The sequence below is a fragment of the Nitrosomonas ureae genome (genome assembly GCF_001455205.1).
In the GTDB taxonomy this organism is placed as follows: domain Bacteria; phylum Pseudomonadota; class Gammaproteobacteria; order Burkholderiales; family Nitrosomonadaceae; genus Nitrosomonas; species Nitrosomonas ureae.
Window position 1 is genome coordinate 2,012,908 of record NZ_CP013341.1, and the last position, 25,470, is coordinate 2,038,377.

Consider the following 25,470-nt stretch of genomic DNA (forward strand, 5'->3'; position numbering starts at 1 on the left):
ATCAATAAAATATATAGAGATGATGAGGTCTCAGGGCAATTTCATTATTCAATATTCTGAACTTGCTCTCGCATCTGCTCGATGATGACCTTCAATTCCATAGAGATTCGCGTGATTTCCAGATCAACTGACTTTGATCCGATGGTATTGGCTTCGCGATGTAATTCCTGCATCATGAAATCGAGCCGTTTCCCGACGTAGCCGCCCTTATTTAGAATGTGCTCCACCTCGTTTAGATGTGCCTGCAGACGTGAAAGCTCTTCGTCAACATCGATTTTTCCGGCAAATAATGTAATTTCCTGGTGAATCCGTTCATTTTCATAGTTACCTAAAATTTCTTCCAGGCGGGTACGCAGCTTTTCTTCAAAGGCCGCGATGAGTGCGGGAATTCGCGGTGATGCTATCTGTAAGAGTTGACGCATTTGCTCGATGCGATTCAGTAGAATTAATTTGAGTTTATCACCCTCACGTATCCGTGCAGCTTTTAAATCGTTCAGTGCAGTTTGCAGTAGCATTACCGTAATTTCATCGAATTCTTCGATGTTTGCATGATTACTTCCCAATATGCCAGGCCATTTAAGAATTTCTGCGACGGTTAGCGATGCCGCTACGGCATGCCGTGTTTTAATCATTTGTTCCAGTTGCAGTAATTGCTCTAATAACGTGTGATCCAGTTGTAGCAAATTTACCGTGCTGGTTGATGGAGAAAAATTCAGGCGGCATTCGACTTTGCCGCGACTGAGTTGCGCAGTGAGCAGTTCTCGCATAACTGCTTCTTGCTTGCGGAACTCATCCGGCAGACGAAATAGAATATCCAAATAGCGGTTATTGACTGAGCGTATTTCGATGCTGAAAGATCCGTGAGGTGTTTCCTGGCTAACGGCGGCGTAACCGGTCATGCTGAATATCATGATAGCTGTGTTCTTGGAAATAAAGATGGAGAATGTCGGGATGAACCGAAAATACTATAGCTGCAGATTGCCGGAGCAGGTTTGCGGTCAAGCACGCCGCTAGCGGTAAAGGGCGTGTTTTTGTTTTTCGGGTCAAACACAACCTGACTGGCATCGATGTGCTTATAGTCTCCGGGGGCATTGAGCCGCCAAAGATTAGGAATCGACGTATACGGTTGGTGCAGGCAATATGCCTGAGAGTCGCCATGAATTACCAAAACCGGTTTGCCGAATTGCGCAACTTGGTTCTTAATCAAATCGCGTAGCTTTCGATAGCCATCGCAATTCGTGCGATTCTCGATCGTACAAGCAGGTTTCTTATGATTAAAATTAAAAATATCGGCATGAAATGCAATGACGAGCGCTGACGCGGATTCCGCAGCGATGAATAATTGCCGTAGCCATTGCTCGTTGGATTGATCGCGATAATCGGCTTCGTCCAAGGCGTCCTGCAGGTTGCTGCGTAAAATTTCCATGCGACCATTATTTGTCCCGGGAACATGCAGTGTGGCAAAAACAACTTGATTGGATTCCCATCGTGCATTTTCGATAAACCCTTCTTGCCGCTTAAGGCCGGGAATGTCTTTAGTCAATTGATGGTGATCCCGGTGGAAAAAGAGCTGACGCAAAAAGTTGAGCCGTTCCAGTTCGTCATAGCGTGCGGAAAAGGTAAATCGATCACAATCCACCCATTCATTGTCGCCGGGGGTATAGACAACCCTATGGGGATTGAGCTGTGCTATTTGACGATAATGATCCAGGAACAATTCGTCGCTGCAGCTTAACCGGCCCTGCTTGAAGTCTCCCAGGTGAATGAGTACAGGGGGATTGAGTGTGCGAATGGCTTTGGCGATGGCGCCATCAGGTTGCTCCAGCAATGCATATTCGGTATCGGTGTAAGGCATGTCCCCAATAACAACAAACCTGGTGAGAGGGTCAGCAGATGCGGAGATTAAATCACTAGCCGACGTGGATACTGTAAAAAAGATGAATAATAAAATAATCGATATCCATATCATCTTATGTGCCACTATGCGTTGATATGATCCTGAAACACCAAACCGGCGTGTTCGCGTAGTTTATGAAAGCGAATCGCCGGCCAGTTCTCTTCCGCGACACTTAATTCCGCGCCAAAAGCGGCCAGAAAGGTGGGAGCATCTACGGCATCGTAGGCGATCCGATGTGCGTTGGCTTCAACAAATCGTTGTAATTCGCGTGCATCGTCACAAGTAATCCAACGTGCCAGTTGATATTTAGCTGGCGCTATCCGGGCAGCCACCGCATATTCATATTGCAGTCGATGAGTAACCACTTCAAACTGTAACGTACCAACGGCACCGAGTAACAGCATGTTACCCAAATGCGGACGGAATACCTGGATCGCACCTTCTTCACCGAGCTGCGTCAATCCCAGCTTCAATTGTTTGCTGCGTAGCGGATCTGAAATTTCCACGGTACGAAAAATTTCCGGAGCAAAAAAAGGCAGTCCGGTGAATTGCAATACTTCACCTTCGGTTAGGGTGTCGCCAAGTTGCAACGTGCCGTGATTCGGTATGCCAATGATATCTCCGGGGTAAGCTTCTTCAAGAATGTCACGACGTTGCGACAAAAAAGATACTACCGTGCTGGTGCGGATATCCTTGCCGTTGCGTGAGACTTTCAAATTCATGCCACGCCTGAAATGACCGGAGCATACACGCACAAAGGCAATGCGATCGCGGTGTGCCAGATTCATATTGGCCTGAATTTTAAATACCATGCCGGAAAATTTTTTTTCATCCGGCAATACTTCACGTTGAATAGCGTTACGTGACTCGGGAGGAGGGGCCAAATCGACCAATGCATCGAGAATTTCCCGCACACCAAAATTGTTGATCGCGGAACCAAAGAAAACAGGGGTTTGTTTGCCCGCAAGAAACACTTTATGATCAAAAGCCGGTGAAGCCCCTTTAATCAACTCGATCGCCTGTAAAGCGCTGGACAAATCCGTGCCGAAACGCTGTTGGATCTGTGGATCATCAAGCTGCGCGATCGTTTCATTTTTATTGTCGATCCGGTCAGATCCAGCTTGAAATATGCGCATACAATCATTTTGCAGATCGCAGACACCTTGAAAGTTTTTTCCCATGCCGACCGGCCAGGTGAAAGGAATGGTGGTCATACCGAGGGTGCGTTCGATTTCATCGATCAAATCCAACGGCTCACGTACTTCACGGTCCATTTTATTGACAAAAGTGACGATCGGGGTGTTACGTGCGCGACAGACTTCCAGCAGACGCAATGTCTGTGCTTCGACGCCATTGGCGGCGTCAATTACCATTAATGCGGCATCGACTGCAGTGAGCACACGATAAGTATCTTCCGAGAAATCCTGGTGACCGGGAGTATCGAGTAAGTTAATTACGCAATCACGGTATTCCATTTGCATGACTGAACTGGCGACCGAGATACCGCGTTGTTTTTCGATTTCCATCCAATCCGAAGTAGCATGACGGCTGGCTTTGCGTGCTTTTACGCTGCCGGCGATATGAATCGCACCGGCATACATCAACAATTTTTCGGTCAGCGTTGTTTTGCCTGCATCAGGATGGGAAATGATAGCGAAAGTGCGGCGACGCGCCACTTCGTTATGAATACTCATAATTTCAAGAAACTTGTTGGTGTGGATAAAGAAAACAATGGGTTGTATGCGTTGCGCTGAATATGCTGACCGGAGGATAGGTTACGCGGCAAATTGGCATAGCGCTGGCGCAGCGTGGATGGAAGTGACAGCCGGTAGGCGGTGTGACTGGGGATGGCAGGTCACCTTTCAGCGCAATGACTTGGCGGTCGGGATTGAATTCAATTTGCGGAACTGAGGATAGTAACGCCTGGGTGTAGGGATGCCTGGGGTGATTCATCACCTCATTAATACGTCCATATTCAACAATTCGTCCCAAATACATGACAGCAACCTCATCAGCCAAATATTCCACAACAGCGATATTGTGGGTAATAAATAAAAATGCAAGTCCTAAATTATTTTGCAGCGATTTGAGCAGATTCAGGATTTGCGCCTGAACCGATACATCCAATGCGCTAGTCGGCTCATCGCAGATTAATAGTTCCGGATTAACCGCCAAAGCACGTGCAATGGCGATACGCTGTCGCTGACCACCGGAGAACTCATGCGGATACCGCCATTTTACCTCAACAGGCAAACCCACTTGACGTAATAATGCATCAATTTCTTTCTCTCTTGAATCAATTGATGATGCAGCGTGAGTTTTGGAGCCATTTTTTTTCCTGATGATCAGCGCATCCATGCCTTCCCGCAGAATCTCAATAATCCGCATGCGCGGATTCAGTGAAGAGTAAGGGTCCTGGAATATAATTTGAAATTGGGAACGTATTTGCCGTAGCTGATCGCGTTTCAGAGAAACCAGCTCCTGGTTTCTGAAGCGCACGCTTCCGGCGGTTGGTTCAATCAATTGCAGAATGCTTTTACCGATCGTTGTTTTGCCGCATCCCGATTCACCGACTAATGCCAAAGTTTGTCCAGCAACAATTTTTAATGATACGCCATCGACTGCTTTAACGTGACCGACTACACGCTTGAATAATCCTTTGCGAATTGGGAAGTGTACTTTGAGTTCGGTAACTTGTAATAATATTTCTTCTGTCGTATTAGTTTTTGCATCAAAAGCGATTATTCGCTGCTTGGCGTTATTTGCTGGTGGTTTCTTTGTGACATTCTGCTGATCCAAATACAAATGACAGCGCACCTGATGGCTTCCCGATGTTGCCGGATACCATTTGGGAACGGTATGGTGACAGATAGCCAGTGCTTGATTACAGCGATCAACAAAACGGCAGCCATTAAATTGTTGTGCGAGGGAGGGTACGCTGCCCTGAATAACGGTTAATGCCTGATCACGTTTTTGTTTCCCGGGTAAAGATGCAAATAACTGCTGTGAGTAGGGATGAGCCGGGCGGTGAAAGAAATCATCCCGGGAAGCCAGCTCGACGATTTCTCCTGCGTACATTACTGCGATGCGTTCAGCCATTTCGGCAACCACGCCCAGATCATGCGTGATCAGTAAAATTGCCATGTGCGTGCGTCGCTGGATTTGTCGCATCAAATCCAGGACTTGTGCCTGTATCGTCACATCCAGAGCTGTCGTGGGTTCATCGGCAATAAGTAACTCAGGTTCGCCCGCAAGCGCCATAGCGATCATGGCGCGCTGTTTCATGCCACCGGAAAACTGGAACGGATATTCATGCATGCGCTGCGTTGCATCGGGAATGCCGACCTGCTCCAGCAATTCCTGAATGCGTTGCCGGGTTGCGTCTTTGGATAATTGCAAATGCTGGTTCAATACTTCTTCAATTTGCTCAGCGATGGTTAGGACTGGATTCAGGCTCAACATCGGTTCCTGAAAAATCATACTGATGCGTTTACCACGGATTGTGCGCATATCCATTTCAGAGAGTTGCAGAATATCTGTGTCGTTGAGTTTGATTTGCCCGGCAACAATTTCACCTACTGCGGGTAGCAAGCGCATAATGGAAAGTGCTGTCATTGACTTGCCGCATCCGGATTCTCCGAGTAACGCAAATGTTTCACCCGGTAAAATGGCCAGAGACAATCCATCGACTGCACGCACGGGCGCATTGCCGGTATGCAGCAAGGTTTCAAGATGTTCTATTTCCAGCAGATTTTTCATGGTTGATGAGAAGATCCGGTTGACTTAATAGCTTGGGATATTTTGCTTGATGTTTGTGGTTTGTTTTCTGATTCCTGAAAGAATTTCTTGCTTTGTTTTAACGTTCTTGTGCGCGGATCCAAAGCGTTTTGTACTGCATCGGCAAACAAATTGGCGCTCAATACCAAAGTGAACATAAATCCAAATGCTGCCAGTAATGCCCACCAGACTATCGGTTCGCGTGCCATTTCCAAACGTGCCGCGTTAATCATAGTGCCAAAGCTCATCGTGGAAGGATCGACACCCACGCCGACATAAGATAAAACCGCTTCGGCCAGAACCAAGCCACTAAAATCCATGACCGTCGCAATTAGAACGATGTGCATTACATTCGGTAAAATGTGGCGCGTGATGATGCGCCAATGCGAGACGCCAAAGGCATGGGCTGCCTGGATATACTCCAATTCGCGCAGCTTCATGGCTTCGCCGCGAAGCAACCGGCATAAACTGGTCCAACTGGTTACGCCAAGAATAATACAGAGGAATAACAAGCGCAGATCGGCGCGTGAGGCGACAGTTTCGAATAATTCCGAATGGGTTTCGATATACACTTGCATCATGAGTACTGCAGCTGCGATCAATAGAACGCTGGGTATGGAATTCAGTGTGGTATAAATATATTGAATGACATCATCGATCCAGCCGCTAAAATAACCCGCCATAATGCCGAGCAATAGCGCAAACGGCAGCATAATCAGCGTGGTCAGAGTACCAATGACCAGAGCGACACGAATGCTCTTGAGTGATTGATACAGAATGTCTTGTCCAACCTTGTCAGTGCCTAAGACATGGTAGTGACCGGCTAATGCTGTTCCGCAACCGATAATCAGCAGCAGGATTAATAACGTGATCAAAATAGCGTGCCAGGGAATCTCCATTTTGCATCGCAAAATGGTTGCGATGGTTTGGGTAAAACTTTTCTGATGTCGATGTGACAATAACATGATTAAACCTGCGGTAAACAAGCACCAGAACAGAAAACCAGCCATCAAACCTTTTACGCTGCGCCATGTAATATCATTGACATGATCCGTATCCGGATTTTGCAGGTGAGCTCCGCCGTATTTAAGCCGGGCGAAGGTTCTAATCTGCTTGCCATCGGGAAGCTCAATCGTTTCTTTTGCGTAGAGGTGTGTAGCCAATGGCGCGGAATAGGTCTTTTCCATATTCGTGCGCAATGGTGTTACCAGGAGATCAAGTACGCTCAAGACTTCCACACTGTAAACGTTTTCTCCATCCGGGGTTTTATGATCGAGAGCGGGGCGAAAATGGATAGTATCGAGTAACCCTACGATCAAGAAAAAAAGTAGCACTGTCAGTGCGGACATGCCGCTGGCACTATGTCCTACCCGTCTCCAGGGGGTCAATAGATGTTCGTTCTGTCTTACATACCAAATCAAAAAAAATACAATACCGACGAATAAATATATAAGTGCATCTGTCCACAGGATAATGGGGTTGAAAGGCATAAATTAGGTGATTGTTGCAGAGGGGATAAGGTTATTTAATTGCAATGGGGGACTTATATCATAAATGAATGTTGAATTTGAAAAAATAACACCGGTTAGTAATTTCGTTAAGTAATTATTAACTGGTGTTGTTAAGGGAACTCTGAATAAGCGCATGTCGAGTCGGGCGATAAATCTATCGCATTGATTGTGAAAGATTCCTCACTACGTCGGCAATGACAGTGCGAGTTTTTCAAAGCTGCTTTAAAGCCATAAGTAATTTAAATAATTACTTATTTCGTAGGTATGGGTTTAAAAATTTTCGTACTGAAGTCGCTCCTCGCGTCTGATCAGCTCGTCGATGGTAAGGCCTATTGCCGGTATCCCACTAAATACCGAACCTGTTCTTTTTTTGTTAAAGTGTTCCAGCATGGTGGTATAAGCTCGAGGCGGTAATGGAAAAAACTTCGCTTCTTTTACCAGCAAGAGAGCATTTTTTAGATAAAATTCCACAAATTCCTTAATCTCAGGCTTCTCAATGGCTTTCACATTGACATAGATAAAGACCGGGCGAGATAAAGGTTGATAGCTGCCATTTTCGACAGTTTCGACCGCGGGAGGAATAGCGCCTTGTCCTTTTCCATTATCTATGGCAACAGCTGTGACCTTGTTCTGATTCTCAATGTAATAGGAAAATCCAAAAAATCCTAAGCCATTCTTATCGCTCGCCACACCGTTAACCAATACGTTGTCATCTGCCGATTCAGTGTAGTCGCTGCGGCTGGATTTTGCCTTGCCTACAATAGCTTTCGTGAAGTAATCATAAGTGCCGGACTCCGGATCGGAGCCATAAAGTTTAATAGTTTCATCGGGCCACGTCGGGTTGACCTGCTTCCATCGGGTAATCGTGCCTTGTGCAGCCGGTTCCCATATTTTTTTCAATTCTGCCAATGTCATGGCCGTTCCCCAATGATTCTCCGGATTAACTGCTACGGTTAAGGCATCGAAAGCTACCGGGATCTCAATGTATTGAATACGGGAATTTTTACAATCTTGCATTTCATTCTTCAGAATGGGTCGCGAGGCATTCACGATATCGATCTCACCACGGCAGAATTTCTTGAAACCGCCACCGCTGCCGGAAATATTGACCGTAACATTCACTGTATTTTTTTTTACGATTTGAAATTTATCGGCGACTGCCTTGGTAATGGGATAGACGGTGCTGGAGCCATCAGTTTGGATAACCGATTGTGCATTTGCAATACTCATACCTACACAGAGTAGGAACATTATGTTTACTATCTTGAAGGTGTATATTTGCGGCATTTTGTCCTCCTTGTATGAAATGGATTGTGTTGGGCTGTCTACTATATAGATCATAATCCACATATTGTTAGCCTATAGTTTAATTGTGGAGGTATTCTGGGGTGATATGAATTAAGACTCAGAAAATAAATTTAACGTGTAGTGGGAACTCGGAGATTTCTGAGTTCCCATTGTGGGTGCAACGCAAACACTTTTAAAAATCAATAGTCCATTGAGTCAAGAATGCACTCAAATCGCCATTATTCCAGCCATTAGTCCGTGCTCCAGCTCCACCGGAGAATCCATCGGTATTGGTGATTGGTGTTCTAGCCGTATTGATATCCAGCATATGTATAACGTTTGCCTGAAACTTAACGTTCGAGTGAGGATACCAATTGAAGCCGAACCTGACCATATCAGCCCGTCCGCCTCTGATGACTCCCGAATTCATATCAATGTAATCATAGCCGGCAGCAAGTTCGAATGCACCCCATCCCGATCCATTCCATTGAAACGGCCGGTTTGGTCTAATCCGGTTTGCTGCACCGTTTCTGACATGATAGGCTTTGGATTCCCCGGTCAGGAAGTAACTCACGAAACCATAGTAACCCGTCAAGTGCTCTCCATCATACCCAATCCCATTGATATTGGTGCGTAAAAACTCTGCTTGTGCTGAGAAGGGGCCATGGACAAACCATGCTTCCGCACCATATCGATCATAACTGCTTATCTCGCGCCGGTTCGGATCGTTGAGCGCACCGGTGCTTAAATTGCCGGTGTTCAGGATATTACTGCGATCCACGTTGGTTCCTGGGAATGCGAAAAATGACATACCGCCACCGCCGCCGTTGGAGCCTTCTCCAACCATAGTGCCATCAGCACGATATTGGGTATTGACTGCGGTGTGTCCTGCGGAGATGCCAACGTGTAGGAACTTGGTCTCATCTTCCATCCAGGGTCTGCCGCTGACGCGGCCTATACCTTGCCAACCCGTGTCACCCGAACCGTTGTTGCGGCTCTGATTGCCGTTTGCATTCACCGAAGTTGATGCAGCTGACCACGCCCCTATTGGTTCGGTTTGAAAGGCCAGTCCGGTTTGGAAGCGTGTTACCGCATAATTGGCACCGATACCTGTTTTGTAAGTATTGGGGTTATCTACAAACGAATTGACTGACATGTGACGCTCGATAAAGGTAAGAAATCGATTGCTGGCCGCTTCTTCCAGACTGAATGGCTCTTTGAATGAACCTATTTTATAAGAGAGTGCATCCGTATGATTCAGGCGTACGAAAGCATCCGTAATTCCGGATCCGACAGAACCATTGCCACGGCTAAAATCAAACTCGAATTTATAATCCCATATTCTATAAAAAGTGCCTTCAGCACCCAGACGAGCGCGGCGGATATTCATGCCACTATTCAGCTCATTCGCGGTATTGGACCCGAAAGCAGGGTCAGGATCATTGACGAAATTATATTGTGAAGCGGGTTGTATCCGTCCATTGAGCGACATTGAAAAATTTCCATCTTTAGTGGCCCAATGTAAACCCCGATCATCAAACGTACCATGTATCTTTTCAACATCCTTAACGCGTTCTTCCAGCACTGAGACTTGGCTAGCCAGGCGTTCGTGTATGGTTTTATCCGCCACCTCTGCGGTTTTTTCCTCACGCATCGGAGTCGAGCCGGCCACTGTTTCTTTTTTCTCTGATTTAGCAGGTGCCGCGGATGGTGTTGTAGCTACTTTGGGGGATTCTGGCTGCATCGGTGGATTATCGGCTTTTACATACGTACCCATATGAATTCTACCCGGTCCAGGTTCCGCAAAAACTTGTTTGGTTTTTGTATCAACATACAAATCCAATGCATAAGCGTTGGAGATGACACATAAATTGAATATCACTAGAGTTGCTAAAATAGAGCTGAGAAATTTCATTATCTGTCGTTAATCCAGGATTGAAAAATAAATTACTAGACGAGACAATATTTATATAACAGCAATGTTACATTTTTGTGACAACATCATTTTTTTTACAGAATTATGACAATATTGTTACTCACGAGCTTAGAATTAATTTGTTAATTAGTTGAAAGATCGGATATTAATTTATAAAATATCCCTGCATTTATAGAGTCGCTAACTACTTTGTAAATGCCCGGCGGAGTTTTCACAGATTGGTGGGAACTTTCATGATGAAAGAATCTGTCTAATTTGCGTTGAGTGGTGAAAATAATTCTCCACATCAAACAAATTTTTCTATTAACAAACAATCTGTTAAATTAGTAGGAGGCAAAAATGGCAACAACCTATGGCACAACTAGCGGCGCTGCGAGCGCCAACTATGACATGTCGCTGTGGTACGACTCGAAATATTACAAGATAGGCATGTTAACGATGCTCTTGGTAGCGATATTTTGGATCTGGTACCAAAGGACATTTGCGTATTCACATGGCATGGACTCGATGGAGCCGGAATTTGACAAGGTATGGATGGGACTGTGGCGCGTCCACATGACACTGATGCCTTTGTTTGCGTTGGTAACCTGGGGCTGGATACTGAAGACCCGCGATACCAAGGAACAACTGGACAATCTGGACACCAAGCTTGAGATCAAACGTTATTTTTACTGGATGATGTGGCTGGGTGTATATTTGTTTGGTGTTTACTGGGGCGGCAGCTTCTTTACCGAACAAGACGCAAGCTGGCACCAGGTGATTATACGAGACACGAGCTTTACACCGAGTCACGTAGTGGTGTTTTATGGCTCATTCCCGATGTACATTGTATGTGGAGTAGCGGCATACCTGTACGCGATGACACGTCTGCCATTGTATAGCCGCGGCACATCTTTCCCGTTGGTAATGGCGATTGCAGGCCCATTGATGATTCTGCCGAACGTAGGGTTGAACGAATGGGGACATGCATTCTGGTTCATGGAAGAGCTGTTTAGCGCGCCGTTGCACTGGGGCTTTGTGATTCTGGGCTGGGCGGGATTATTCTCAGGTGGTATAGCGGCACAGATTATCACCCGTTACTCTAACCTGACCGATGTAACCTGGAACAACGCAAACAGAGAAATTCTGAACAATCGTATCGTTCCTTAGCTCTCAACTTTGATGTTGTAGATATAACTTGTTCCTGCCGCTTTCACACGCGGCAGGAATCCTTCTGTAGTACGACTGTTTTTCCCATCAGATTATTCGGAGAGATCTGAGTAATTTTCAATTTATCAGGCTAATTTCTCATGCTGGAAGATATCGTCGCGTCAATACATCAGTGGGTATCCATCGATGTTTTGATCAATTTGACGGTTGCATCGATTATTGGCTTCATTGCTTCTTTGATTGCGATTCCATGGATTCTGATTCGATTGCCGAGTGATTATTTTGATGTGCGCGTTCCACGTTACTGGATGAAAGATCGTCATCCAATATTGCGCATGATTGGATTAGTCGTTAAAAACCTTGTCGGGTTTGTATTTCTGATTGCAGGCTTCCTGATGCTCTTTCTACCGGGGCAAGGTTTGCTGACCATGTTGATTGGAATTTCATTATTGGATTTTCCCAATAAGCGTAAGCTGGAAGCCAGAATTATCGGAAAATCGGCACTCTTGAATATTATTAACGCGATGCGCCATAAATTCAATAAACCTCCATTGACGTTATCGCCCCATTCAGTAAAACAGCCTTCACTTTAAATTTTAGTTTCTGAAATGGACTGAAACTGAGCTTTCCTTCATTATTTCTTCACATCTTCCTTTATAGCTTCTTCACAAGTTTTTCATAATCATATATTCATGATTTAATGAAATAAAATAACTTATTGTGGAAGAATAATCCTACAAAAACCAGGACAAAAACTAGGACAAGAATACTACGAAATTGCTGCGGCCTGTCACTTATTTTTTGAGTTCTGTGAGCATATTATCTTATTGCCAGAAAAGAGAAGTGGGATGAAAGAGTTATAAAGATTATTAACGTATGGCACTTCATTCTGTTGATAGACAAAAACAACATTACGAGAGGGTAAGAATTTCGCAATAAATCAGAGTGTTCAATTTGATGTTGGGTAGTCTGTCAAGTAACAGAATACATCTGATTTGGAGGGATAGGGCGTCAGTAATAATATTTTTCTCTCAAATTTAAGAGAGAGTTATTAAGAATTATTAATTTAAGTGTAGTAAGTCAGCACAGTGCAGGAAGTGTTTAGCTTGCTCGATTTATAAATAAATACGGGAGTTAGATAAAATGGCAAATTTCAGCAGAACCGATCTAGATTTTCTACTTCAGCAAATAGCGATTGCTGATGCAGATTCCGCCGCGCAGCAATCAGGCACTTTCAACGCATTGCCAGGACTTGTGGGTGATCCGTTGCTGCCTTTTGGTATGCGCAATGTCGATGGCACCTATAACAATCTGGAAGATGGCCAGAGCTTGTTCGGAGCGGCAGATAGGGTGTTTCCGCGTTTATTGGCGCCTGAATTCAGACCTGGAGAGAATGTGCCTGCAGGTTTTGGGAGCCCGGGTCAGCCAGTGGGCAGCTCGACAAACTATAGTCAAACATCAGGCTTGGTATTTGATTCGCAACCGCGTTTGATCAGTAATCTGATTGTGGATCAGACCGCCACCAATCCTGCCGCCGTGATCGCTAATGACGGTGCCGATCCAGTCGAAGGGATTCGCGCCGATGGCACACCGTTTGAAACTTTCTTCATCCCTAATACGACACCCGATGAAGGGCTATCAGCACCGTTCAATTCGTGGTTTACGCTGTTTGGCCAGTTTTTTGATCACGGATTGGATTTGGTAAATAAGGGCCAAAGCGGTACCGTTTTTGTTCCACTGCAACCGGACGATCCGCTATTTGATCCTACGCCGGGTGCGCCTAATTTCATGACCCTGACCAGGGCGACCAATTTGCCCGGCAACGATGGTGTCATAGGTACTAGTGATGATGGCCGCAATCACATTAACCAGACAACGCCGTTTGTGGATCAGAATCAGACCTATACCTCGCATCCTTCCCATCAGGTGTTTTTGCGTGAATATGCAATCAATCCAAACACCGGTGATCCGGTCTCAACCGGTAATTTGCTGGAAGGTTCCGGTGGTTTGGGTGGTCTTGCAACTTGGGCCGATATTAAAGCACAAGCTCATACCATGCTGGGTCTGAATCTGACCGATGTTGATGTAACGAATCTGCCGCTACTGGCAACTGATACGTATGGCAAGTTTATTCCTGGTCCCAATGGTTATGCGCAATTGGTGCTGCCGGGAAATAATTTGCTTGAAGGTGATCCGACGGCTAATGGTGGATTGGGGATAAACATTCCAGCGAATGTGGTTCGCACCGGCCATGCTTTCCTGGATGATATTGCGCACAATGCAGCACCACGCAATTCCAATGGCAGCATGAAGACAGAAGATGGTGATAATGTCATCAATCCTGGCCTGCCTGCAGCAGGTGAATACGATGGTGAGTTACTCGACGCGCACTTTATTACCGGTGATGGCCGCGGTAATGAAAATATCGGTTTGACCACAGTACACACCGTATTTCATGCTGAGCATAATCGGAAAATTCAAGAGATCAAAGACTTGATTACGGATAGCGGGGACCCTGCATTCATTAACCAATGGAAGTTACCCGGTAATCAGTGGGATGGCGAGAAATTGTTCCAAGCCGCGCGGTTTGCGACTGAAATGCAGTATCAACACTTGGTATTCGAGGAATTTGCCCGCAAGGTGCAACCGAATGTCGATGTCTTCATCGGTTATGACAGCACGATCGATCCTGCCATCATGGCCGAGTTTGCCCATGTGGTGTATCGCTTCGGTCATTCGATGCTGACTGAAACCGTAGCCAGAACGGATGCAGATGGTAATACCGATGATATTGGATTGATTCAGGCATTCTTGAATCCGGTGGAGTTTGCCGACGGTTATGCGGATAACCTTGATGCTGCCGCAGCGGTGGTGAGAGGCATGACCAAACAAGTCGGTAATGAAATCGATGAATTTGTCACCGAGGCTTTGCGCAATAATCTTGTTGGATTGCCGCTCGATTTGCCGACGATCAACATGACGCGTGCTCGCGATACCGGTATTCCCGGGCTGAACGATGCGCGCCGCATGTTCTTTGATGATAGTGGCCTGAGTGCCGTGGCGCCTTACGTCAGCTGGAACGATTTTGGCGCGGAACTCAGACACCCTGAATCGCTGGTTAATTTTATTGCCGCGTATGGCAATCATCCCAGCATCGCTGCTGCTACTACCAACGCGGATAAACGTGCCGCAGCGCAGGATCTCATAGATAACAATAGTGATTTTATGAATAGCGACAATGGCTTCACCACGGCCAATACCGGCTTGGATTCTGTCGATTTCTGGATTGGCGGTTTGGCTGAGGCGCAAGCGCCTTTTGGCGGGTTATTGGGTTCAACGTTTAATTTTGTGTTCGAAACCCAAATGGAAAACCTGCAGAACGGCGATCGTTTTTACTATCTGGCGCGTACCGCCGGACTTGATTTCCTCACGCAACTGGAAGAAAACTCCTTTGCTGAGATGATCATGCGCAATCTCCCGGATGTGAAACATCTGCCATTCGATGTGTTCTCGACCCCGACTTATACCTTTGAAGCAGGTGCGCAAAACCCCAGTGGACCGATCATCAATGATCCTGATACACCCTATAACGAAGTTGCGCTTCTTAGAAGAGACACTTCTTTAGGCCCCAATACCATTCGCTATAACGGCGGAGAGCATATCGTGATGGGTGGTACGGATGGTGTGAACAGGCTGCGTGCGGGTATTGGTGACGACACGGTATGGGGTGATGGCGGTAATGATCGTATTGAGGGCAATGCAGGTAACGATTCACTCAATGGCGGCGATGGCAATGACATCATCACCGATACCTCGGGTGACGACAATATCAAAGGCGGCGATGGTCACGATGTGATCAACGGCGGTGCCGGTATTAATTTGATTTTAGGTGGCTCCGGCGACGATTTTGTGGTGACGGGCAATGATATCTCGGAAGTGTTTGCCGGTCCGGGTAACGATTTCATTTTCGGCAATGCGCCGAATGAAGTCATGCAGGGAAATGAAGGCGATGACTGGATTCAAACCGGAACAGCCGATGGTTCTACCGGTGACAATTTTGATCCGTTCAATCGTGATCCGATTCGCGGCAATGATATGTTTGTGGGTAGTGGCGGTCTCGACGAATTCATTGGCGAAGGCGGCGATGATATTATGATGGGTTTGGCTGGTGCCGATCGGAACGATGGCGCCAGCGGCTTTGACTGGACTGGGAATGTTGGCAGCACAGTGGCTGCAAATATTGATTTGGCCAGACTCCTTGTTCCAGGTCCCTTTGTAGATACCGCTGATCGTTTCGATCTGGTTGAAGCTGCATCGGGATGGAATCAAAACGACATCATACGAGGTGACGATCGTACCAACGTTGAACTGGAGCTGGTAGATCCAGTCACCGGGCAAAACAACGCGCTGGATAACGTCAATCAACTCAACGGAACGCATACGGCTGCTGAACGGATTGGCATGATCAGTGGGTTGAGTGCGTTGCTGGATGGAGCTACGAGTTTCAGCTCCGGCAACATCTTAATTGGTGGTGGCGGTAGTGATTCAATTGAAGGCCGCGGCGGTGACGACATTATCGATGGTGATGCCTGGTTGAATGTCCGCATCAGCGTCCGTACCGATCCCAATAACCCTGCAACGCAAGTTGCAAGCTTCCCCAATATGACGCCTGCGCTGCGTACTGCGATGCAGAACGGCACGTACAGCCCCGATCAATTGGTGATTGTGCGTGAGATTTTATCAAACAGTACCGGCGTCGATACCGCAGTGTATCAGGATGTATTTGCTAACTATGTTGTGAATGTTGATTCCACGGGCACTATATTCGTCGATCATGCTAATCCTGCGACGGACGACGAAGGTAGTGACAGAGTTCGTAACGTTGAGCGGCTGCAGTTTGCAGACAGGATTGTCACTGTCGGAACTAACGGCGACGATAACATGGTCGGCACGGCTGGCAATGATGTACTGATAGCCTTGGCTGGCAACGACACGCTGGATGGTTTGGATGGTGTGGATATCCTGAATGGTGGTGCGGATGACGATACCTATATCGTTGATACCACGACCGATACGATTGTAGAACTTGCCGGTGCTGCGGGTGGTACCGATACTGTTGAAAGCTCGGTGACCTATACACTGGGTCTCAACCTGGAGAACCTGACGCTTACCGGTACTGCAGCTAATGGCACGGGTAATAACGTGGCTAACGTGATCACCGGCAACGCCAGCAACAACTTACTCACCGGTCTGGGAGGTAACGATACGCTGATAGCCGGGGGCGGTACGGATACACTGCGGGGCGGTTTGGATAACGACACGTATGTAATTAGCAATTTACCGGTCACGATTACCGAGTTGCTTAATCAAGGTATCGATACGGTCGAAAGCTCGGTGACTTATACGCTTCTTGCCAACGTAGAGAACCTCACATTGACCGGAGGAGATGCAATCAATGGTACCGGTAATGGTTTAGCCAATATTATTATCGGTAACAGTAACAACAATACGCTTAACGGCGGAGCCGGTCTCGATACGTTGAATGGCGGTGATGGCAACGATACGCTGAATGGCGCAGCGGGCATCGATATACTCAATGGTGGTAATGGTGACGATACGCTGATTGGCGGGCCGAGTGCCGATACTTTGATAGGCGGAGCAGATGCGGATATCTTTGATTATCTTGCAGCTGTGGGTCATTCCAACCCGGCCAATAGAGATACCATCATGGATTTTGAAACGGGAATCGATACCATCGACCTGAGCGCGATCGATGCGAATGTGTTGGCTGCATTCCCCGGTAATCAAGCATTTATCTTTATCGGAAATGCCGCGTTCAGTGGCGGCGGACAGGTACGTTACGACTCTGGCTCAGGGCTGTTGCAAGCCAACATAAATGCAAATGCTGCGGCTGAGTTCGAAATTCAGTTATTTGGAGCGCCAACGCTGGTTGGGGGAGACTTGGTGCTGTAAGCACCAGGGAAGGGAGTGACATCCATCAAAATTGCTTTTATTTGATGGATGTCAATATAAGTTTGACAGGGCCTATACATAATCAAGACGCACCCAAAGTGTGAATTTAAATAATAATTTTAGAGTAGGAGGGTATTATCATGAAAAATGGAGAGTATGAATCCGATCGGGGTAACACCGCTGATTCGGATTCTCCTTCCAATGAATCGCGGCGTGCGTTCTTTAAAACAACGGGCGCAGCGGTTCTGGCCGCACCGGCCATTTTAACTTCTCGCAAAAGTTCGGCGCAGTTACTTCCGGAAGATGAATCGTTACCACCCAGCCCGCGCACTACGCCCTGGAAGAAAGAGTTACCGGAAGCGATTGAGTCGCTGGAGCAAACCGATCTGGCCAGTGGCACTTATCCGCCGCTATGCGATCCTCGCACTGCGGATGGAGAATGCGGACGTGCCAGCCATCAACGCTGGGAAGAGTTCTTTGGTATTGCAGATTACCCGCTTCAGCCTGGGCAGGCGGATACCTATGAGCTGCGTGCTACACCAATTGCCGATCATGAGTTTCATCCGGATTACGAAAAACAACTGGTGTGGAATTACGTAGGTAAAGATGGTTATACGAATCCGGTGATTCGTGCACGTTACGGGCGTCCCGTTATTTTGCGTTTGTACAACGATTTACCTGCGAATCATAGCGGTTTTGGCACGCCGGAAATCAGCTTGCATTTGCATAACTTGCATACGCCTTCGGAGAGCGATGGTTTCCCCGGTGATTATTTCAGTGCAACCAAAGCCGGACCTACTTTGAATGGTCCGGGTCAATTCAAGGATCATTTTTATCCCAACGTCTATGCGGGGTACGATGAGTTCCCAAAAAGTCCGAGCAATCCCGTGGGCGGCGATAAGCGCGAAGCGCTGGGAACGTTGTGGTACCACGATCATTGCCTGGATTTTACCGCTTCCAACGCTAACCGTGGTATGGCCGGTTTTTATTTAATCTACGATGAGCTGGATTCAAATGACGAGCATGATCCGAATCCGGCAGCTTTAAGATTGCCCAGCGGTGCTTATGATTATCCGTTGGCATTCCAGGATAAGCGCTTTGATGCGAATACGATACAAGTCTTCAATGAATTGGATTCGGAAGGTACCTTAGGCGATAAGGTAACGGTCAACGGCAAGATCGAGCCCGTGTTGAAAGTAGCCAGCCGCAAGTATCGCCTGCGGTTACTCAATGCCGGACCTTCACGTTTTTATCAGTTTCATTTGGTTACGGCCAACAATGTACAACAGTCTTTCACCTATATCGCCAACGATGGTAATTTACTGCCTAAGCCGTTGCTGAACCGCAAGAATGTCCGTCTGGGCGTGGCCGAGCGTGCCGATATCGTAGTGGATTTTTCTGCATATCCACTGGGTACCGAGTTGTACCTGGTAAACCGCTGGGAGCAAACCAGTTCGCGCGGACCCAAAGGTGTCAAAGGGCCGGGAATGAAGGTGCTCAAGATTATCGTTGATCGCGAGCCGGATGAGCCGGATGTCAGTCAGGTTCCGGCCAAGCTGCGCCCGATCCGCAGACCGACCGCTACGGAAATCGCGACTGCACCGGTCAGGTACTGGCGCTTTGAGCGCAAAAACGGCATGTGGGCGATCAATGACAAGTTTATGAACGCCCGTTCCGCGGGTGCGCATATGGCCTTGGGCAGCTTTGAAATCTGGGAACTGGATAATCCGTCCGGCGGCTGGAGTCATCCGGTGCATATCCATTTCGAAGAAGGGCATATCCTGAAACGTTATGTGAATGGCATTGAAGTGACTGTCCCTGTACATGAGAGAGGACGCAAGGATGTGTACGTACTGGGACCTAATGAGAAAATAAGAGTATTTATTCGGTTCCGGGATTTCCCCGGTAAGTATGTGATGCATTGCCACAATACGATCCATGAGGATAACGCCATGATGGTGCGTTGGGATATCTTGGGCTAAGAAAAGAGAGAGGGGGATATCATGAATAAAGAAAATAATGAACCCGTGGGTTCACGCAGGGAAATACTGGCCGGCATGGGATTGGCGGCGTTGGGTCTGATTGGACTGAATTCGGCTTGGCAGAAGCTGAGTTTCACTGAGAACCAACCCGCGCTCAATCCCAATATCAGAAAATACAAACCGGCGGATAGCGCCACGCCGTTTCCGAACGTTACGTTGTATACGCATGAAGGCGAGGCGGTAAAGTTTTATGACGACCTGATCCGCGACAAAGTGGTTGCGATCAACATGATGTATTCGCAATGTTCCGGCATTTGCCCGAAATCGACGGCGAATTTGAGAGAAGTGCGAAATATGCTGGGTGAGCGTGCGGGGCGTGATGTTTTCATGTATTCCATCACGTTGGATCCTAAGCGGGATACGCCGGAATTGCTTAAGCAATATGCTGAGCGCTATGGCATTCGGGATGGCTGGAAATTTCTGACGGGCGCGCCGGAAGATATCGAGTTGATCCGCTACCGGCTGGGTTTTTATGATGTCGAGGAAGACGTGGATAACATCAAGGAAAATCATACCGGCATGGTGCGCATTGGCAATGATGAACGTAAACGCTGGAGCATGGCGCCCGCGTTGTCTGATCCGATTCAAATCATGGCAACCATCAATCATCTGGATCCAAAGGTTGTGCATACCTACGAGCCGATGCATTCTTAAGTTTTAAGCCGATTCATCAGCCATTCCGCTATTTTGGTGGAGTGGCTGTTTCCAAAAGTTATCCCGTTGCCGTTTTTACGATCATTAGGCTTCACGATAACTCGGTTATCATTAGTCATGGATTTTCATGAATGCCGCTGAATAATGTGCGGTATAGTTTCTTCAAGTTTTGAATTAATTTGAAATTGCCCCAAGTCAGTCAAGTATTGCCTTTAACATCATTGGATGTCTCAGAGATTGCTGCATTGGCGCGAACAATCTGGCAACATCATTATGCGCCTATTATTTCAACGGCTCAGATTGACTATATGCTGACGCAACGATATGAGCCAACACTGATTGAGAACCAGCTCAAGGATCCAACTATTTGGTGGAGGAAGCTGATTCTGGATCGGACCATTATAGGTTTTTCCTGCTGTATGCTTACCGGGCAGCCAAATGAGCTGAAAATTGATAAACTGTATGTCCATTGTGATCATCATCGCAAAGGCTATGGGGCGATGCTAGTGGCGGATGCAGTTAACCTCATGCGAAGTAACGATTTGCAGTCCCTGATACTCACAGTCAATAAACGCAACCATAGCGCTATCGCAGCTTATCAGCAGTATGGGTTTGAAATTGCGGGGGATAGTGTTGTCGATATCGGGGGAGGTTTCGTGATGAATGATTTTTTGATGACGCTGACAGATATGAGCCGTTGGAATACGTGATCGATGAAATTAAAATTTACCAAAATGCAGGGCTTGGGAAATGATTTTGTGGTCTTGGATGGTATCAATCAAGCGGTGAATCTTGACCGGCAGCAAATTCGCCGGCTTGCGGACCGGCATTTCGGAATTGGCTGTGATCAGCTTTTGCTGGTGGAACAAGCGCAGGGCCAGGCAGATTTTCGCTATCGTATTTTCAATGCCGACGGCGGCGAGGTTGAGCAGTGTGGCAATGGAGCACGGTGTTTTGTGCGCTATGTACATGATCATGGTTTGACGCAAAATAGTGAGATCCATATCGAAACTTTGAGCGGTGTGATATCACCCAGGCTGGAAAATAATGGAAATATCACGGTGAATATGGGAAAACCGATATTCGAACCGGAGCGGATCCCGTTTATTGCTGACCAATGCGCACTGACTTACCAACTTGAATTACCGGATAGCCCGGTTACAATATGTGCATTGTCGATGGGGAATCCGCATGCTGTGCGTGTGGTGACAGATATCGCGCGTGCACCGGTGGCAACCGAAGGTGCGTTGATTGAACAGCACCGGCGTTTTCCTAATAAGGTCAATGTGGGTTATCTGCAAGTGATTGATCGGAATCATATCAAGTTACGCGTATTTGAGCGTGGCGCAGGTGAGACGCTGGCTTGTGGAACAGGCGCGTGTGCTGCTGTCGTGGCGGGCGTCAATCTGGGTTTGTTGGATCGTCAGGTAGTCGTGAGTACGCAAGGCGGTGAGTTGACAATCAGCTGGCAAGGTCACGGTGAGCCGGTCTGGATGACCGGACCGGCAGTCACGGTATTTGAAGGTGAGATTAATTTGTAATCAATCAAGGAACTATGATGAAACCGGAAGAAGTTGCACAGTATTTGCAGGAACACCCGCAGTTCTTCAATCAGTATGCTGATTTGCTGGCGGATCTTCAAATCTCCCACCCGCAGGATGAAAAAGTAATCTCGCTCAATGAGAGACAAATCATTGCATTACGGGAAAGAAACCGGGTACTGCAGGATAAGCTGCTGGAGCTGATCAGCTTTGGTGAAGAAAACGATGCGATCGGAGAGAAGATGCATCGTTTGGTAATCGCTTTGCTTTCTGTTTCGAATATCGATGAATTGTTCCATGCCCTGTACTTCAGTTTGAAAGAGGATTTTGCTATTCCACTAGTGGCCATGCGGCTCTGGAATGTTGCTAATGCCGCAAAATCCAATGCTGAATTCACTTCTGTCAGCGAGGATGTGCGTACCATTGCCGAGAGTCTGCCGCAACCCTATTGCGGTAATCATATCGCGGATGAAATCAAGCAATGGTTCGGAGAGGGTGCCGAGCATCTCAACTCGTTTGCGATGATTCCTTTGAATACTGCGCGAACCATTGGTTTAGTCGTTCTGGGCAGTCCTGATGCCGAGCGGTTTTATACTGAAATGGGAACGTTGCATCTGAAACGGTTAGGGGAATTGGTGTGCACTACCGTGACACGTTACGACCAGGCCGAAACCGTGGGTGGTTTGGCCGATCAGCAGAATGTGATCGATGACCAGCACTCCTGAACTGCGAGCTGTTGCTTATATCGATCATCTGGCTTATGAGCGACGCTTGTCGCCGCTGACTTGTAAAAGCTATGCACGTGATATTCGCGCTTTGTTGAAGCATCTGGGTACGGATGATTTAGCGCAGGTGCAATCACCCAATATCCGTCAAGCGATTGCGCAACTTCACGGTAAAGGGCTTGGCGGCAGAAGTTTGGCTAGAATGTTATCCGCTTGGTGTGGTTTTTATAATTTTTTAATTCGTAAACACGGTTTTCAGCATAATCCTTGCCATGCGGTGCGTGTTCCCAAATCCCCGCAGAAATTACCACATGCCCTATCACCTGATGAGGCTACACGGCTGTTGCAATTTCCCGTTGAGAATATTTTGCTGGCCCGCGATAGCGCCATGTTTGAGCTATTCTATTCCTCCGGCTTAAGGCTGGCGGAATTGACGCAGCTTCGGCCTGAGGATGTTCATTTTGCGGAAGGAACAGTCAGGGTTCTGGGCAAAGGCGGCAAAGCCCGCATTGTTCCGGTAGGCGAATATGCGCTGCACTCGATAACAACGTGGTTGGCGTTACGGTTGCAGATTATCAAACCGAATGTTACTGCACTTTTTTTATCCCAACGCGGTGATGCGATCAGTATGCGCGCTATTGCTTATCGACTGAAAAGCAGGGCGAGACAGCAGGGCCTGCACCAAAATGTACATCCGCATGTTTTGCGGCATTCGTTTGCTTCCCATGTGTTGCAATCCAGTGGTGATTTACGTGCAGTTCAGGAAATGCTTGGGCATGCCCATATAACATCCACTCAAGTGTATACCCATCTTGATTTTCAACATCTGGCAAAGATTTACGATGCTGCACATCCACGAGCCAAGAAAAGAAATTAAACCCCGATAGGGTTTTTCTAACAAAATTGGCTAGGCTTTATACGTTATAATCGAATTTTGTAACGCAATAAGAAATTTCATGACAACAATTGTTTCAGTAAGGCGTGGCCATCACGTTGCATTGGGTGGCGATGGCCAGGTAACGCTTGGTGCCGTAGTGGCCAAATCCAGCGCCCGTAAAGTCCGTAGGCTTTATCATGACAAAATTCTGGCCGGATTTGCCGGTGGAACCGCCGATGCTTTTACCTTGTTCGAAAGGTTTGAAGGGAAGTTGGAAGCTCATCATGGGCATATCATGCGTGCTGCGGTTGAATTGGCCAAAGACTGGCGTACCGATCGTATTTTGCGCCGATTGGAGGCTATGCTGGTGGTGGCCAATGAAGAGGCAACGCTGATTGTTACCGGTGCTGGCGATATTATCGAACCTGAGCTGGGTATAGCCGCGATCGGTAGCGGTGGTTCATACGCACTGGCCGCCGCGCGTGCTTTATTGGAAAATACGGATCTACCCCCCCAAGAAATCGTGAAAAAAGCGCTGACCATTGCAGGTGATATCTGTATTTATACCAATCAGGATCATATTATCGAAATGATCGATTGAATTTCTCGCTAAGCAAAAGAATTTTTATCCATGCGAAGGTTTAGGCTATTAACTTGTTGGATCGATAGCTTAGACCGGTGTTTACATTACATCTATTACAAAATCTGAAACCATGTCACAAATGACCCCGCAGGAAATTGTTCACGAACTGGACAAACATATTATTGGCCAGGACTCAGCCAAACGGGCTGTTGCGATCGCGCTGAGAAATCGCTGGCGCCGCCAGCAGGTCGCTGATCCTCTGCGTCAGGAAATCACACCGAAGAATATTCTGATGATCGGGCCAACCGGTGTAGGGAAGACCGAAATTGCGCGCCGACTGGCCAAGCTCGCAAATGCGCCTTTTATCAAGATCGAAGCCACTAAATTTACTGAAGTTGGCTATGTCGGGCGTGATGTTGATTCAATTATTCGTGATCTGGCGGAAACAGCAGTGAAAGAGTCACGTGAAAGAGAAACCCGCAAGAAGCAACCGCTTGCGGAAGATCATGCGGAAGATCGTATTCTCGATGCGCTATTGCCGGGTTCCAGGGATTTCGGAGCGCCAGTGAATCCTGAAGACCACAATAATTTGACGCGCCAAAAGTTTCGTAAAAAACTGCGCGAAGGGGAGTTGGATGATAAGGAAATTGAGATCGAAGTAGCGGCTTCACGCGCCAGCATGGAAATTTTTGCGCCGCCGGGAATGGAAGATCTGACCTCACAAATTCAAGGCATGTTTCAGAATATGACCGGTGAGAGAAAGAAAACCCGCAAATTGACGATTCGCGAAGCAAAAAAGATACTGCTGGAAGAAGAAGCTGCGAAAATGGTCAATGACGAGGAGCTGAAACTTTCCGCCCTGCAGAATGTAGAACAGAATGGTATCGTGTTTCTGGATGAAATAGACAAAATTGCCAGCCGGGCAAACAATGCCGGCGGGGATGTTTCACGCCAGGGCGTGCAACGCGACCTGCTGCCTTTGGTGGAAGGTACCACCGTTTCCACTAAATACGGAATGATCAATACCGATCATATTCTGTTTATTGCCAGTGGTGCCTTTCATATGTCAAAACCTTCCGATTTGATTCCGGAGCTGCAAGGGCGTTTTCCTATCCGTGTTGAATTGGGCAGCTTGAGTGTGAGTGATTTTGAGCAGATTCTGACTAATACCGATGCTTGCCTCACGCGTCAGTATGAAGCACTATTGGCGACCGAGGGTGTTACATTGCAATTTGGCGATGATGCGATCAAACGCTTGGCGGAAATTGCCCATTCTGTTAACAGTAAGACTGAGAATATTGGTGCCAGGCGCCTGCATACCGTGATCGAAAAGCTGCTTGAGGAGGTTTCTTATAATGCACCTAAACATAGCGGTGAAACCTTGATCATTGATGCGGCTTATGTTGATGAACGTCTTAAGGATTTGTCGCAGAGCGAGGATTTGGCAAGATATGTGTTGTGATCGTTTCTTGCCGCTGTCAGTGGTAGTCTCAACCTTCCGGAAACCCTGCGGTAAAA

At 47.2% G+C, this 25,470-nt stretch carries 18 protein-coding genes; 11 read left to right on the forward strand and 7 right to left on the reverse strand.

The features are described from left to right. Positions 1–44 precede the first annotated feature (44 nt). The 7 genes from ATY38_RS09240 to ATY38_RS09270 all read right to left on the reverse strand — a co-directional run bounded on the left by ATY38_RS09240 (position 45) and on the right by ATY38_RS09270 (position 10,387). Positions 45–911: a YicC/YloC family endoribonuclease gene (locus ATY38_RS09240; protein WP_062559041.1), complete on the reverse strand. Its 867-nt coding sequence runs from the start codon at positions 909–911 to the stop codon at positions 45–47. Next, positions 908–1,855: a metallophosphoesterase gene (locus ATY38_RS09245; protein WP_235590238.1), complete on the reverse strand. Its 948-nt coding sequence runs from the start codon at positions 1,853–1,855 to the stop codon at positions 908–910. The genes ATY38_RS09240 and ATY38_RS09245 overlap by 4 nt, the downstream gene beginning before the upstream one ends. Before the next feature lie 125 nt (positions 1,856–1,980). Then, positions 1,981–3,591 (reverse strand): peptide chain release factor 3, encoded by a 1,611-nt coding sequence (locus ATY38_RS09250; protein ID WP_062559043.1) that lies wholly within the window; start codon positions 3,589–3,591, stop codon positions 1,981–1,983. A 4-nt stretch (positions 3,592–3,595) separates the two neighbouring features. Beyond that, positions 3,596–5,656 carry an ABC transporter ATP-binding protein gene (locus ATY38_RS09255; protein WP_062559044.1) on the reverse strand — a complete coding sequence of 687 codons (2,061 nt, stop codon included), beginning with the start codon at positions 5,654–5,656 and terminating at the stop codon, positions 3,596–3,598. After that, entirely contained in the window at positions 5,653–7,164 is a 1,512-nt protein-coding gene (locus ATY38_RS09260) for an ABC transporter permease (RefSeq protein ID WP_062559045.1), read from the reverse strand. The genes ATY38_RS09255 and ATY38_RS09260 overlap by 4 nt, the downstream gene beginning before the upstream one ends. A 291-nt stretch (positions 7,165–7,455) precedes the next feature. Continuing rightward, the gene (locus tag ATY38_RS09265; RefSeq protein WP_062559046.1) at positions 7,456–8,472 is read right to left on the reverse strand and encodes a PstS family phosphate ABC transporter substrate-binding protein; all 1,017 of its coding nucleotides are present in this window, start codon (positions 8,470–8,472) and stop codon (positions 7,456–7,458) included. Between the two features lie 193 nt (positions 8,473–8,665). Beyond that, positions 8,666–10,387 (reverse strand): OprO/OprP family phosphate-selective porin, encoded by a 1,722-nt coding sequence (locus tag ATY38_RS09270; RefSeq protein WP_062559047.1) that lies wholly within the window; start codon positions 10,385–10,387, stop codon positions 8,666–8,668. Between the two features lie 360 nt (positions 10,388–10,747). On the opposite strand from ATY38_RS09270, the gene ATY38_RS09275 reads away from it, so the two are divergent. The 11 genes from ATY38_RS09275 to hslU all read left to right on the forward strand — a co-directional run bounded on the left by ATY38_RS09275 (position 10,748) and on the right by hslU (position 25,414). Further along, a complete protein-coding gene (locus ATY38_RS09275) occupies positions 10,748–11,557 on the forward strand; it encodes a methane monooxygenase/ammonia monooxygenase subunit C (RefSeq protein WP_062558566.1) in 810 nt (269 codons plus the stop codon). Between the two features lie 140 nt (positions 11,558–11,697). Continuing rightward, positions 11,698–12,150 (forward strand): PGPGW domain-containing protein, encoded by a 453-nt coding sequence (locus ATY38_RS09280; RefSeq protein ID WP_062559048.1) that lies wholly within the window; start codon positions 11,698–11,700, stop codon positions 12,148–12,150. A 550-nt stretch (positions 12,151–12,700) separates the two neighbouring features. After that, on the forward strand, positions 12,701–17,530 hold the full coding sequence (locus ATY38_RS09285; RefSeq protein ID WP_062559049.1) for a peroxidase family protein: 4,830 nt from the start codon (positions 12,701–12,703) through the stop codon (positions 17,528–17,530). A gap of 140 nt (positions 17,531–17,670) precedes the next feature. Then, complete coding sequence (locus ATY38_RS09290; protein WP_062559050.1) at positions 17,671–19,512, forward strand: multicopper oxidase family protein; 1,842 nt, start codon at positions 17,671–17,673, stop codon at positions 19,510–19,512. A gap of 21 nt (positions 19,513–19,533) precedes the next feature. After that, the gene (locus ATY38_RS09295) at positions 19,534–20,226 is read left to right on the forward strand and encodes an SCO family protein (protein ID WP_082633024.1); all 693 of its coding nucleotides are present in this window, start codon (positions 19,534–19,536) and stop codon (positions 20,224–20,226) included. Positions 20,227–20,405: 179 nt separating this feature from the next. Beyond that, positions 20,406–20,936: a GNAT family N-acetyltransferase gene (locus ATY38_RS09300; RefSeq protein ID WP_235590239.1), complete on the forward strand. Its 531-nt coding sequence runs from the start codon at positions 20,406–20,408 to the stop codon at positions 20,934–20,936. A 3-nt stretch (positions 20,937–20,939) separates the two neighbouring features. Next, positions 20,940–21,767, forward strand: coding sequence for a diaminopimelate epimerase (dapF, locus tag ATY38_RS09305; protein ID WP_062559051.1), 828 nt, complete (start codon positions 20,940–20,942; stop codon positions 21,765–21,767). Positions 21,768–21,781: 14 nt separating this feature from the next. Next, positions 21,782–22,492: a DUF484 family protein gene (locus tag ATY38_RS09310; RefSeq protein WP_335337897.1), complete on the forward strand. Its 711-nt coding sequence runs from the start codon at positions 21,782–21,784 to the stop codon at positions 22,490–22,492. Further along, positions 22,476–23,369 (forward strand): tyrosine recombinase XerC, encoded by an 894-nt coding sequence (gene xerC / locus ATY38_RS09315; RefSeq protein ID WP_062559053.1) that lies wholly within the window; start codon positions 22,476–22,478, stop codon positions 23,367–23,369. The genes ATY38_RS09310 and xerC overlap by 17 nt, the downstream gene beginning before the upstream one ends. Before the next feature lie 79 nt (positions 23,370–23,448). Then, positions 23,449–23,970, forward strand: coding sequence for an ATP-dependent protease subunit HslV (gene hslV / locus ATY38_RS09320; protein WP_062559054.1), 522 nt, complete (start codon positions 23,449–23,451; stop codon positions 23,968–23,970). Positions 23,971–24,082: 112 nt separating this feature from the next. After that, positions 24,083–25,414 carry an ATP-dependent protease ATPase subunit HslU gene (gene hslU / locus ATY38_RS09325; RefSeq protein WP_062559055.1) on the forward strand — a complete coding sequence of 444 codons (1,332 nt, stop codon included), beginning with the start codon at positions 24,083–24,085 and terminating at the stop codon, positions 25,412–25,414. Positions 25,415–25,470: the final 56 nt, after the last annotated feature.